The sequence below is a fragment of the Streptomyces celluloflavus genome, assembly GCA_000720995.1.
Classification (GTDB): Bacteria; Actinomycetota; Actinomycetes; order Streptomycetales; family Streptomycetaceae; genus Streptomyces; species Streptomyces celluloflavus.
The window spans coordinates 1-13,061 of record JOEL01000019.1; the positions used below are offsets into that span (position 1 = coordinate 1).

At 73.0% G+C, this 13,061-nt stretch carries 8 protein-coding genes and 1 pseudogene; 7 read left to right on the top strand and 2 right to left on the bottom strand.

What is annotated here, in order from left to right; all coding sequences use genetic code 11:
- Positions 1 to 277 precede the first annotated feature (277 nt).
- A pseudogene (locus tag IH09_RS19150) lies at positions 278 to 1,246 on the top strand (LysR family transcriptional regulator); the annotation flags it as partial.
- Between the two features lie 681 nt (positions 1,247 to 1,927).
- Positions 1,928 to 3,109: a uroporphyrinogen-III synthase gene (locus tag IH09_RS19155; RefSeq protein WP_052858004.1), complete on the top strand. Its 1,182-nt coding sequence runs from the start codon at positions 1,928 to 1,930 to the stop codon at positions 3,107 to 3,109.
- A 195-nt stretch (positions 3,110 to 3,304) separates the two neighbouring features.
- Here the strand turns inward: IH09_RS19155 and IH09_RS19160 are convergent, their stop codons facing one another.
- Entirely contained in the window at positions 3,305 to 4,081 is a 777-nt protein-coding gene (locus IH09_RS19160) for a class I SAM-dependent methyltransferase (RefSeq protein ID WP_052857772.1), read from the bottom strand.
- A gap of 251 nt (positions 4,082 to 4,332) precedes the next feature.
- Between IH09_RS19160 and IH09_RS19165 the strand changes: the two genes are divergently transcribed.
- The 4 genes from IH09_RS19165 to IH09_RS19180 all read left to right on the top strand — a co-directional run bounded on the left by IH09_RS19165 (position 4,333) and on the right by IH09_RS19180 (position 10,277).
- The gene (locus tag IH09_RS19165) at positions 4,333 to 4,935 is read left to right on the top strand and encodes a CGNR zinc finger domain-containing protein (RefSeq protein WP_052857775.1); all 603 of its coding nucleotides are present in this window, start codon (positions 4,333 to 4,335) and stop codon (positions 4,933 to 4,935) included.
- A 296-nt stretch (positions 4,936 to 5,231) separates the two neighbouring features.
- A complete protein-coding gene (locus tag IH09_RS19170) occupies positions 5,232 to 7,772 on the top strand; it encodes a UvrD-helicase domain-containing protein (RefSeq protein ID WP_052857778.1) in 2,541 nt (846 codons plus the stop codon).
- Positions 7,773 to 8,228: 456 nt separating this feature from the next.
- A complete protein-coding gene (locus IH09_RS19175) occupies positions 8,229 to 9,662 on the top strand; it encodes an NAD-dependent malic enzyme (protein WP_052857779.1) in 1,434 nt (477 codons plus the stop codon).
- A gap of 333 nt (positions 9,663 to 9,995) precedes the next feature.
- Positions 9,996 to 10,277, top strand: coding sequence for an HU family DNA-binding protein (locus IH09_RS19180; protein ID WP_030069353.1), 282 nt, complete (start codon positions 9,996 to 9,998; stop codon positions 10,275 to 10,277).
- A gap of 204 nt (positions 10,278 to 10,481) precedes the next feature.
- Here IH09_RS19180 and murA read toward each other — a convergent pair whose 3' ends face one another.
- On the bottom strand, positions 10,482 to 11,831 hold the full coding sequence (gene murA, locus IH09_RS19185; RefSeq protein ID WP_052857782.1) for a UDP-N-acetylglucosamine 1-carboxyvinyltransferase: 1,350 nt from the start codon (positions 11,829 to 11,831) through the stop codon (positions 10,482 to 10,484).
- 319 nt (positions 11,832 to 12,150) lie between these two features.
- On the opposite strand from murA, the gene IH09_RS19190 reads away from it, so the two are divergent.
- Positions 12,151 to 12,825: a YqgE/AlgH family protein gene (locus IH09_RS19190; protein ID WP_052857786.1), complete on the top strand. Its 675-nt coding sequence runs from the start codon at positions 12,151 to 12,153 to the stop codon at positions 12,823 to 12,825.
- The last annotated feature ends 236 nt before the right edge of the window (positions 12,826 to 13,061 follow it).

Sequence of the window (13,061 nt, forward strand, 5' to 3'; positions counted from 1 at the left end):
GTGCCATACCGCCGGTGTTGGGCGTGGTGGCGGTGGCGGCGTAGGAGGCGAAGAGGGTCCAGGCGGGGGCGTCGTAGTGGACGCAGAGGAGCAGGGCGGCCGCGACGGCGTCGGGGCGGGGTGGGGCGTACGGGCGGGGGCGTGACGGGGCGGGCGGCGAGGAAGAGGATCACGGGTCCACGGTCGTGCCGGGCCGGATGCCGCGTCCAACACCTGATCAACGCCTGTTCACGCGGATGGGTTGTGAATGGTGCGGGGTGGCTGGCAGCGTGGCGGGGTGTCGTATGACGTGGAACCGCGCTTGCTCCGGGCGTTCGTCGCCACCGCCGAGGAACTGCACTTCACGCGGGCCGCGGCCCGGCTGTACGTAGCGCAGCAGGCGTTGAGCCGGGACATCCGGCGGCTGGAGCGCGGGCTGGGGGTGAGCCTGTTCGCGCGTACCACGCGGCAGGTCGCGCTGACGGTGGAGGGGGAGCGGCTGCTGCCGTACGCGCGGCGGGTGCTGACCGCACAGGACGAACTGGCCGCCGCGTTCCGGCCCGTGCCCGAGCGGCCGTTGCTGGTGGATGCCGGGGCGCCGGTCGGGACCGCGTACCGGGTGCTGGCCACGGCTCGGGGGCGGGTGCCGGAGAGCTGTGAGCTGGTCGCCCGGTTCCACGGCGGGCTGACGGGGGCCGCGGGGGAGATGGCGGCCGGGCGGCTCGATGTGTCGTTCGGGCGGTTCGCGGCGCTGCCGCCGGGCGTACGGGCCGGGCTGGAGCACCAGCCGGTGCGGCTGGAGCCGATGGCGGTGCTGCTGCGGGAGGACCATCCGCTGGCCGCGAAGTCCGCCGTGCCGCTGGCCGGGCTGGCCGGCGAGACGCTGTACGCGGGCGCCGGGAATCCGGGGACCGCGGAGTGGACCGATCTGGCGGCGCAGCTCTTCGCGGGGCAAGGGATCGCGATGGCCGAGCCGTTTCCGGAGATCGACGGGGCGCAGGAGTTCGTGCGGGTGGTGCGGAAACAGGGCTGGTCGGTGCTGGCGAGCGTGGAGTTCATCGAGGTGCCGGGGATGGTGCTGCGGCCGCTGGTGGACCCGGTGCCGCTGTCGCCCGTCTCGATGGTGTGGCGGCGGGGACTGCGGCACCCGGGTCTCGACGCGCTGCGGGCGACCGCTCGTGAACTCGCCGAGGCGGGTGGGTGGTTGACCGCACCGGCGGGGGCGTGGCTGCCGCCGGAGGATGCTCGGGTGATGGGGGTGGATGTGGCGGGGGGGCGGGCGAACAGTCGGACAGGGCGGACGGCGGACAGAGCGGACGGGCAGGCGGAGGGGCGGACAGCCGGACAGCAGACAGGCGGACAGGCGGGCGGACGGCGGACAGGCGGACGGACAGGCGGGCGGGCGGTGGTGGATGGGGCGGAGGGTGCCCAAGCGTGCGGGGAGATGCCGAGGTGCGGGCCCCTCGGGGTCCTGGCGTCATGGACGGGGGTGGGCGGATGCGGTGTTGCCGTGGATGAGCGGGCCGGCGAGGAAAGGCCGGCTGATGAGCAATGCCGGGCTGATGAGTAACGCCAGGCTGATGAGGAAGGTGGGGAAGGCAGTGAGGAAAGGGGTGTGGCGCAGGTTGCCGCCGGTGCGTGGATGTCGGCCGGTTCTCCGGCCGGAAGCGGCCGGAAGCGGGCGGCGGCCGGTACGGGAGCCGTGGGGAAATACTGGAGGTCCGGGACGGTCGGATGATGTCTGCCGGTCCGGCGGCTGGTCACCCCGGTGCGGCCCGGGCCGGGGCGGTGGGCGGGTGCCCGAGCCACCACACCACTCCGGGCGGAGCGGGGCGGAGAGAGCATGAGCGAGCGGCAGACCGATGCGCGGGTCGTGGAACGGGCCGATGCGCGGACCGAGAAACAGGCCGAAGAACAGGTCGATGCGCGAGCCGAAGAACAGGCCGATATGCAGGCCGATGAGCGAGGCGGTGCGCGGGCCGGGGCGCAGGCCGTACCGGAGGCGCGTCCGCTGGACGGGTTCACCGTCGGGGTGACGGCGGCCCGGCGGGCGGCGGAGCTGGGGGCGCTGCTGGAGCGGCGCGGGGCGCGGGTGCGGTACGCGCCCGCGCTGCGTACCGTCCCGCTGCCGGACGACGCCGGGCTGCGCGCGGTGACCGGGGAGCTGATCGGGGACGCGCCGGACGTGGTCGTGGCCACCACCGCCGTCGGGTTCCGCGGCTGGGTCGAGGCCGCCGAGGGCTGGGGTCTGGGCGAGGCGCTGCTCGGCCGGCTGGCCGGGGCGGAACTGCTGGCGCGCGGTCCGAAGGTGCGCGGGGCGGTCCGGGCCGCCGGGCTGACCGAGCGGTGGTCACCGGCCTCCGAGTCGATGGCGGAGGTGCTCGACCGGCTGCTGGCGGAGGGGGTCGCCGGGCGCCGGGTGGCCGTACAGCTGCACGGGGAGCCGCTGCCGGAGTTCATCGGGGCGCTACGGGCCGGCGGTGCGCAGGTCGTCGCCGTACCCGTCTACCGCTGGCTGCCGCCCGTGGACATCGGTCCGGTGGACCGGCTGCTGGACGCGGTGACCGGCGGCGGTGTGGACGCGGTGACGTTCACCAGCGCCCCGGCCGCCGTGTCGCTGCTGCGGCGCGCCGAGGAGCGGGGCAGCCGGGAAGAGGTGCTGGCGGCGCTGCGGCGGGAGGTGCTGGTGGCCTGCGTGGGGCCGGTCACCGCGCGGCCGTTGCAGGCGCACGGCATCCCCGTCGTACAGCCGGAGCGCTTCCGGATCGGGCCGCTGGTGCAGCTGCTCTGCCGCGAACTGCCGGACCGGGCCCAGGAGTTGACGGTCGCCGGGCGGCGGGTGGAGATCCGCGGGCACGCCGTCGTGGTGGCGGGGGAGCCGCGGCCGGTGCCGCCCGCCCCGATGGCGCTGCTGGGCGCGCTGGCCCGCCGCCCCGGACGGGTGGTCTCCCGCGCCGAGCTGCTGCGTGCCCTGCCGGGCACGGGCCGGGACGCGCACGCGGTGGAGACGGCGGTGGCCCGGCTGCGGGCGGCGCTGGGCGCGCCCGAGCTGATCCGGACCGTCGTCAAGCGGGGGTACCGGCTGGCGGCGGAGCCGTCAGCGGGGACGGACGGGGGCGGCGGGGTGTGAGGGCGCCCCGCGCGCGGCCGGGTGGCGTACGGCCCGCGGTGACGGCGTCGCCGTACGGCGTGGCGCTCGGCGAGGCGAGGCGTACGGCGGCGCGCAGGGCTCCCGGCCCCGTACGCCGCATCCGCTCTCAGAGCCCGTCCTCCGTGCCCGCTCGCGCAGGGGCCGCGTACGGCCCGGCCCCGTGCGCCGCTTTCGTCAGGACGGGTTGTTGACGCGGATCTTGGACTGGCCGTGCTTGCGGGTCTCCCAGTCCTCCATGAAGCGGGCCTCCAGACCGTGCTTGCGGGCCAGCTTCACCAGGGTCTCGGTCCGGTAGTAGAAGTCCTCGCGCAGGACCTGGTGTTCGGCGCCCTCGGTGCGGTCGAAGGTGAAGTCGAAGAAGCCGCCGGGGGCCAGGATGCGGCCGACGTTGGCGAAGCACTCGTCGATGACGGTGATCGGCGAGTGCGAGAAGACGCTGTGCGCGTGGACGACGTCGAAGTGGGCCTCCGGGAGGAAGTCCAGCTTCAGGTTCTGGGTGATCGTCAAGTGCGGCAGTTTGGGCTGGAGTTCGTACGTCGTCAGGGTCTGCTTCGCCGATATCAGGATGTCCGGCGAGATGTCGATGCCGTAGTAGTTGCCGGCGTCGAGGTGGGCGATGAAGCGCCAGCCCGCCCGCAGGTTGCCGCAGCCGATGTCGAGCATCCGGTGGCTCGGCTTGAGGCCGTGCTCCGCAAGGTAGTTGAACTGCATCTCGCCCAGCGCCAGCCACCGTTCATGGGTCTGGCTGCCGACCGCCGCCTCCGGGTTGCGGTTGGTGTCGGAGGCCATCACCGCGCGGTAGTAGTCCACGTGGTTGGGGTGCTTGAGGCGCAGCCAGGTGTCCCGCGCGGTGCGCTTGACGTACGGGGTGATTCGGGCCGGGTTGCGCACCGCGTAACTGAGCTTGTGCGTCAGGCTGGCGCGGTTTTTGAGCATGGATGTGCGCGACATGGAGACCTACGTCCTGAGGAGCGGGAGGGGCGGAGGCGCGGCGGTGCGGCACGGCGGGTCCTGCGCGCGGGCCGACCGTCACCCAGCGGACTATACAACAGAGGTATACGCGGAGTGTCTACACGAGAGGTGTACATGAGGTGTTTAGGTGGGATGTGTGCACGGAGGGCCGGTCATCGGAGGGTTCCTTCCGCAGACCGTCCCGGGCACTCTGACCTCATACGCGTTGTTCCCTAAGGAGTGACAGGCACATGGCGGCGCCACACGGCCTGCGGTTCGACTGCGGGCGGATCTGCCTGGACCTGGTGGCCACGACCAGCGACCCCCCGGCCGAACGGCTCACCGGTCCCGAGCATCTGACGGCCTGGCTGGTCGGAGCGGGGGTGGTGCCGCACGGCGCGCCGCTGGAGGGCGTCGACGGCCACTGGGTCGCCCGCTTCCGGGCGCTGCGGGAACTGCTGCGCCGCGTCGTGCACGACGAGCTCCGGGGCCGGGCGGCCGATACGGACCTGGTGCTGCTCAACACCGCGGCCGCGGCCGCCCATCCGCCCGCCGTCCGGGCGGTCCGCGCCGAGGACGGCTCCCTGGCCCGTACGTTCCCCGGGCCGCCCGACTGTGCCGGGCTGCTGGCCGCGGTGGCGCGGGACGCGGTCGGGCTGCTGACCGACACGGCGGCACGCGGCCAGCTGCGCCAGTGCGCGGGCGCGAACTGCACGCTGGTCTATCTGGACACCTCCCGCGGGCGGCGCCGGCGCTGGTGCTCCAGTGAGGTGTGCGGCAATCGGGAGCGGGTGGCGCGGCACCGGCGGCGGACGACGGGACGGGAGGCGGCGGGGCGGGACGGCGATGGGTGAGGGGTGAGGTGACGAGGGGGAGCCGCGGGTCTCATGTCCGGCGGCCCCGTGCCTACCGGTCTCGCCCCCATCGGCCCGCGTCCACCGCTCTCGTGCCCACAGGCCCCGCACCCCCTGGCTCCGCGCCCATTCTTGATCGTTTCAAGATCCGGACCCCGGGTGCGGCCGGTCGGCGGACCATCTCTGGGTCAACATCCGACCAACTGCGCCCATATTTGTCCGTTAAGGCGGATGCGCGAGGTTCCCGGTTCGCGTACGGTTGACGGCTGCCCTACGCACAGCAGAAGGGGGCCTGGGTGGCCGCGCAGAACGCCACGCACGCACCGGATCACGCTTCGGATTCCGTTCGCGACCGTGAGATCGAGTCCGAGCAGACGCATCTCGACCGCGTCTACCGGCGCCTTGAGGAGAAGATCCACGAGGCAGAGTTCCTGATGGACGACGCCGCCAAGCGCGGCCAGGTCGGCACGCCCGGCGCGCTCGCCGAGCGCGACGCCCAGGTCTTCCAGGCCGGCGTCCATCTCCACCGGCTGAATTCCGAGTACGAGGACTTTCTCTTCGGCCGGATCGACCTGCTCCTCGGCAAGGACGGCAAGAAGGGCCCGGACGGCGCGTACACCTCCGTCGAGCCCGCCGACGGCGCGATCGAGGACGGCCGCGCGGAGATCGCCGAGACGCTGCACATCGGGCGGCTCGGCGTCCTCGACGCGGACTACTCGCCGCTGGTCATCGACTGGCGGGCACCGGCCGCCGCGCCCTTCTACCGCGCGACGCCGGTCTCCCCCGGCCGGGTCGTACGGCGCCGGGTCATCCGCTCCAAGGGCCGCAAGGTCCTCGGCGTCGAGGACGACCTGATGCGCCCGGAGGTCACCGCGACGCTGGACGGCGAGGAGCTGCCCGCGATCGGTGACGGCGCGCTGATGGCCGCGCTGGGCCGGGCCCGCAGCCACACCATGCGGGACATCGTCGCCTCCATCCAGGCCGAACAGGACCTGGTCATCCGCGCCCCCGCCGCGTCCGTGGCGGAGGTCGAGGGCGGGCCCGGTACGGGCAAGACCGCCGTCGCCCTGCACCGCGCCGCCTACCTGCTCTACCAGGACCGCCGCCGGTACGCGGGCGGCATCCTGATCGTCTCGCCGACGCCGCTGCTGGTCTCGTACACCGAAGGGGTGCTGCCGTCGCTCGGCGAGGAGGGCCAGGTCGCCATCCGGGCGCTCGGTTCGCTCGTCGACGGCGCGGAGGCGACCGCGTACGACCCCCCGGCGGTCTCCCGGATCAAGGGATCGAGCCGGATGCAGAAGCTGCTGCGCAAGGCGGCCCGCGGGTCGCTGGAGACGGCGGCGCCGGGCACGGGCGCGCGATCGTCGGAGGACGGCCGGCCGGGCGGCGCCGGGGCCCCGGCGGAGGAGGCCGCCCAGCTGTCCCTGGAGGACCTCTTCGCGGCGGCCGGGGACGACGCGCCGGCGGCCCCCGCCGCCGGTACGGAGGACGGCCGGGGCCGCCGCCGGGTCCGCTCCCCGCGCGCGGACCAGGAGCCCGCCGCGGCGCCCGCCCGGCTGCGGGTCGTCGCGTTCGGCGGCCGGATCGAGCTGGAAGCAGAGGAGCTGCGCGGCATCCGGCACGTCGCGCTGGGCGGGACCGCGCCGGTCAACCTGCTGCGCCCGCGCGCCCGCCGGCTGATCCTGGACGCCCTGTGGACCAAGTCGGGGGCCGCCCGGCGCTATACGGATCCCGAGCTGGCCGCCGAGGTCCGCCAGGGCTTCGACGAGGACATCGGCACCGAGCCGGACTTCCAGGAGTTCCTGGACGCCTGGTGGCCGGAGCTGACCCCGCGCGGGGTGCTGGCCGCGATGGCCGACGAGCGCCGGCTCGGCCGCTGGGCGCGCCGGGTGCTCAACCCGCGCGAGGTGCGCCAACTCGCCCGTTCGCTGCGGCGGCTGGACGGCGCGGGCCAGGGGCCGCTGTCGGTGCACGATGTCGCGCTGCTGGACGAACTGGAGCTGATCCTCGGCGCCCCGATGCGGCCGGCCCGGCAGCGCGAGGCGGACCCGCTGGACCATCTGACCGGTCTGGAGGAGCTGTCGACGTTCGCCGACCGCACGGCGGGGCGCGGCCGGCGCGAGCGGCTGGCGGAGGAGCGCACCGACTACGCCCACGTCATCGTCGACGAGGCGCAGGACCTGACGCCGATGCAGTGGCGGATGGTCGGCCGGCGTGGCCGGCACGCCACCTGGACCGTCGTCGGCGACCCGGCGCAGTCCTCGTGGTCCGACCCGGACGAGGCCGCGCTCGCGCGCGACGAGGCGCTGGGCACCCGCCCGCGCCGCCGCTTCACGCTCACCGTGAACTACCGCAACCCGGCGGAGATCGCGGAGCTGGCGGCCAGGGTGCTGGCGCTGGCGATGCCCGGTATGGAGTCGCCGCGGGCGGTCCGCGCCACGGGCCTGGAGCCGCGGTTCGCGGTCGTCGCCGACGCCGGCGGCCGGGCCGCCGCGGAGGCGGAACTGGCGCGGGCCACCGTCGAGGAGGCCGGCCGGCTGCTGGGCGAGGTGGACGGCACGGTCGGTGTCGTCGTCGCCATGAACCGCCGGGAGCAGGCCCGCGACTGGCTGGCCGGTCTCGGCGACCGGGTGGTCGCACTGGGCTCCCTGGAGGCCAAGGGGCTGGAGTACGACGCGACGCTGGTGGTCTCGCCGGCCGAGATCGCCGACGAGTCCCCGGCCGGGCTGCGGGTGCTCTACGTGGCGCTGACCCGGGCCACCCAGCAGCTGACCGTGCTCTCCGCCGGACGCGACGAGCCGGACGCGCAGGGGGTGCCCGACCTGCTGCGGGACTGACCGGGCGGACGGTGCGCGGCGGGCGCCGCGCACCGCCGTCCGGGGGGCCGCGAACCGGTCCCGTGGGACGGGATTCGCTTCTGGAGATGGTTTGTTAGCCTTGGAGGCGGCACCGGCCCGATCCAAGCCCCCGGGCCCAACCATCGTCGCTACGAGCGACCACTTGCCGCGAGGCGAGCATGGCGGGTCGGTGCCGCTCAGCACGAGGCGCGGGCGTCCCTCCTCCGGGAGGGGCGCCCGTCGCCGTTTCCGGAAGCGGTCCGCCGGGCCCGCCGGAGGGGGGTTCCGTACGAGAGGCCGACTCTCTTATGGTGGAAACGTCTTTCCGAATTCACTGGCTGGTTACCGTATACCGGCTGGTAGGTGGGACGATCGGATGATGCGCTCCGGATCCGGCGTGGCCGGATCACGGAGCGGCGCGCAGAGTGAAACAAGGGAAAGCAGAGGAAGTCGGCCATGGCAACGGCGCCTAGCGTCTCGTATTCGATGACGGTGCGACTGGAAGTTCCCGCGAGCGGCACCGCCGTCAGCCAGCTCACCACGGCCGTGGAGTCCTCCGGCGGGTCGGTCACCGGCCTCGACGTGACCGCCTCCGGCCACGAAAAGCTCCGGATCGACGTCACCATCGCCGCGACATCCACCGCGCACGCCGACGAAATCGTCGGCAAGCTGCGCGAGATCGAGGGCGTCTCGCTCGGCAAGGTCTCCGACCGGACCTTCCTGATGCACCTCGGCGGCAAGATCGAGATGGCGTCCAAGCACCCCATCCGCAACCGCGACGACCTGTCGATGCTCTACACCCCGGGTGTCGCACGGGTCTGCCAGGCCATCGCCGACAACCCCGAGGACGCCCGCCGGCTGACGATCAAGCGCAACAGCGTCGCGGTCGTCACGGACGGCTCCGCAGTGCTCGGCCTGGGCAACATCGGCCCGATGGCCGCACTGCCCGTCATGGAGGGCAAGGCGGCCCTCTTCAAGCGCTTCGCCGGTATCGACGCCTGGCCGATCTGCCTGGACACCCAGGACAGCGACGCGATCGTGGAGATCGTCAAGGCCATCGCCCCCGGCTTCGCGGGCATCAACCTGGAGGACATCTCGGCGCCCCGCTGCTTCGAGATCGAGGCGCGGCTGCGCGAGGCCCTGGACATCCCGGTCTTCCACGACGACCAGCACGGCACCGCCATCGTGGTGCTCGCCGCGCTCACCAACGCGCTGCGCGTCGTCGGCAAGAAGGCGGCGGACGTACGGGTCGTCATGTCCGGTGCGGGCGCGGCCGGTACGGCCATCCTCAAGCTGCTGCTCGCGGCCGGCATCCAGCACGCCGTCGTCGCCGACATCCACGGTGTGGTGCACGCCGGCCGCGCGGACCTGGTCTCCGCCGACCCCGACTCGCCGCTGCGCTGGATCGCCGACAACACCAACCCCGAGGGCGTCACCGGCACCCTCAAGGAGGCCGTGGTCGGCGCGGACGTCTTCATCGGCGTCTCGGCGCCCGACGTCCTGGACGGCGACGACGTCGCGAAGATGGCCGACGGCGCGATCGTCTTCGCGCTGGCCAACCCCGACCCGGAGGTCGACCCGGCCGTCGCGCGGCAGACCGCCGCCGTCGTGGCCACCGGCCGCTCCGACTTCCCCAACCAGATCAACAACGTCCTGGTGTTCCCCGGCGTCTTCCGCGGTCTCCTCGACGCGCAGTCCCGTACGGTGAACACCGAGATGATGCTGGCCGCGGCCGGCGCCCTGGCGGATGTCGTCCTGGAGGACGAGGTCAACCCGAACTACATCATCCCCAGCGTCTTCAACGACAAGGTTGCGGGCGCGGTGGCCGATGCGGTACGGAACGCGGCGAAGGCCGGAGATCCGACTGTGACGGCCGCCACGGGGCTCTGACACGGCGCGTCGTGTGACACGCCGTCCGCGAGGCCCCCATAGGGTGGCTGGCAGCGGACGACCGCCGCCCTCCGGGCCGGACCCGGAGCGGCGCGGTACGGAACGTCACCACTACGAGGCAGTGGCGCTTTTCGTGTGACCCTCCAGGGTGCCGGATTGGCTTTACCGCCGCAGGTGGGGGCAGGATGCTCCCCCGAGGACTTTGTCCAGGGGGGACCCCCGGGGCACGAGGGAACTGATGGACAGACCCGGGTCCGGGGACTGTCCGAGGACCCTGGCAGCATCGGCTTCGATGTCACGCCTCATTGGCAAGAAGAACACGGGAGTACAAAAATGAACCGCAGTGAGCTGGTGGCCGCTCTGGCCGATCGCGCCGAGGTGACTCGCAAGGACGCCGACGCCGTTCTGGCCGCTCTCGCCGAGGTGACGGGCGAGATCGTCGCCAAGGGCGACGAGAAGGTCACCATCCCTGGCTTCCTGACCTTCGAGCGCACCCACCGTGCCGCTCGTACCGCGCGCAACCCGCAGACCGGCGACCCGATCCAGATCCCGGCCGGCTACAGCGTGAAGGTCTCCGCGGGCTCCAAGCTCAAGGAAGCCGCCAAGGGGAAGTAAGACCCCTCAGTACGGCTGAGAAGGGCGGCCATCCCTCCCAGGGATGACCGCCCTTCTCGCATGCCGTGCGCCGGTGTGCGGGCCGTATGGCCCGCTTTCCGCCGCCGTTTCCGGCCGCTCCCGGGGGCCGGTACGACGAGGGCGGCCACCCGGTCCGGGTGGCCGCCCTCGTGTGCGCGGGGGCGCGGCGCGGACGCCGGGCGCTCAGTCGCGCAGTGCGCCGTTCGGCAGCTCGACATGGGCGCCGAGGCTGATGAGCTTCTCCATGAAGTTCTCGTAGCCGCGGTTGATCAGGTCGATGCCGTGCACCTGGGAGGTGCCCTGCGCCGCCAGCGCCGCGATCAGGTACGAGAAGCCGCCGCGCAGGTCGGGGATGACCAGATCGGCGCCCTGGAGCTTGGTGGGCCCGGAGACGACCGCGGAGTGCAGGAAGTTGCGCTGCCCGAAGCGGCAGGCGGAGCCGCCCAGGCACTCGCGGTAGAGCTGGATGTGGGCGCCCATCTGGTTGAGCGCCGAGGTGAAGCCGAGCCGGGACTCGTAGACCGTCTCGTGCACGATCGACAGGCCCGACGCCTGGGTCAGCGCGACGACCAGCGGCTGCTGCCAGTCGGTCTGGAAACCGGGGTGGACGTCGGTCTCCAGCGCGATGGCGTCCAGCGAGCCGCCCGGGTGCCAGAAGCGGATGCCCTCGTCGTCGATCTCGAAGGCGCCACCGACCTTGCGGAAGGTGTTCAGGAAGGTCATCATCGACCGCTGCTGCGCGCCGCGGACGTAGATGTTGCCCTCGGTGGCCAGCGCCGCGGACGCCCAGGACGCGGCCTCCAGGCGGTCCGGCAGGGCGCGGTGGGTGTAGCCGTCGAGCCTGTCGACACCGGTGATCCGGATCGTCCGGTCGGTGTCCATGGAGATGATCGCGCCCATCTTCTGCAAGACGCAGATGAGGTCCTCGATCTCGGGCTCCACGGCGGCGTTCGACAGTTCGGTGACGCCCTCCGCCAGGACGGCGGTCAGCAGCACCTGCTCGGTCGAGCCGACCGACGGGTACGGCAGCCGGATCTTGGTGCCGCGCAGCCGCTGGGGGGCCTCCAGGTACTGCCCGTCGTCGCGCTTCTCGATCGTCGCGCCGAACTGGCGCAGCACGTCGAAGTGGAAGTCGACCGGCCGGCCGCCGATGTCGCAGCCGCCCAGACCGGGGATGAAGGCGTGGCCGAGGCGGTGCAGCAGCGGGCCGCAGAACAGGATCGGGATGCGCGAGGAGCCCGCGTGCGCGTCGATGTCCGCGACGTTGGCGCTCTCCACGTGCGACGGGTCGAGGATCAGCTCACCCGGCTCGTCACCCGGGCGGACCGTCACGCCGTGCAGTTGCAGCAGCCCGCGCACGACGCGGACGTCGCGGATGTCGGGCACGTTGCGCAGCCGGCTCGGCCCGCTGCCGAGGAGGGCGGCGACCATCGCCTTCGGTACGAGGTTCTTCGCACCGCGAACCCGGATCTCGCCCTCCAGCGGGGTGCCACCGTGGACAAGCAGTACGTCGTCGTCAGTAGAGACGGTCATGGATCTCGCGTTCCTGGAGACGGTCTAGGGCCAATGAGAAATGGTAAGGGCGGCGGAGGGGGTGTCCTGCGGGCTGTGTGCGGTCCAGGCGTGTAATGGCTTTGTCACAACACGCTCGGCTACGGTCCGCCTTTGATCTGTAATCACCTTTTGGCCGTAAATCCACCTTTGTATCGCGAAGGGGCAATTTGCGGCGGTCGTGGCGCCGATCCGGTGCCCGTGCCGTGCGCCGGGGCTGCCGCCGTACGCCCTGCCCTGCTCTCGCACGGGTCCCGTCGTTGACTCCCCGCACCGGGCCGAAGTGCGGGATCATGTGGCCATGCCCGAGGTGTCCTCGCTCACAGGCCGACTGCTCGTCGCGACACCCGCGCTCGCCGATCCGAACTTCGACCGCGCGGTGGTGCTGCTCCTCGATCACGACGAGGAGGGCTCCCTCGGCGTGGTCCTCAACCGCCCCACACCGGTCGGCGTCGGGGACATCCTCGCGTCGTGGGCCCCGCTGGCCGACGCGCCGGGCGTGGTCTTCCAGGGCGGTCCGGTGTCGCTCGACTCGGCGCTCGGGGTGGCGGTGGTGCCCGGCGGCCTGTACCGGGAGGGCGGCGGCCCGCCGGTGGGCAGCGGCGCCTGGCCCGGCGCGGCCGATGCGGAGGTGGCCGGCGAACCGGCCGCGGACACGGCGGAGGGCGGACGGTCCGGGGACGAGCCGCTGGGCTGGCGCCGGGTGCACGGCGCGATCGGCCTGGTCGATCTGGAGGCCCCGCCGGAACTGCTCGCGGCGGTCCTCGGCAGTCTGCGGATCTTCGCCGGGTACGCCGGGTGGGGGCCCGGCCAGCTGGAGGACGAACTGGTCGACGGCGCCTGGTACGTCGTCGACTGCGAGCCCGGTGACATCTCCTCACCCGATCCGGAGCGGCTGTGGCGCGCGGTGCTGCGGCGTCAGCGCAGCGAGCTGGCGATGGTCGCCACGTATCCGGACGACCCGTCGCTGAACTGAGCCGAGCCGAGTTGAATCGAGCCGAGCCGAGCTGCACTGAACCGAGCTGAGCTGCGGGCTGAGCTGAGCTGAGCTGCGCCGGGGCCGGTTCGGGCCGGGGGTGACGACGGGCCGCGGGCCGTGTGGTGCCGGGCGGGCGGCCGGGTCCGCGGGGACGTTGTTACGGGCTCGTCATGGGGGATTGTCAGACCCCGTCGCTAAGGTTCGAGATGGCAGGGGACGGTGCGCGGACGGAC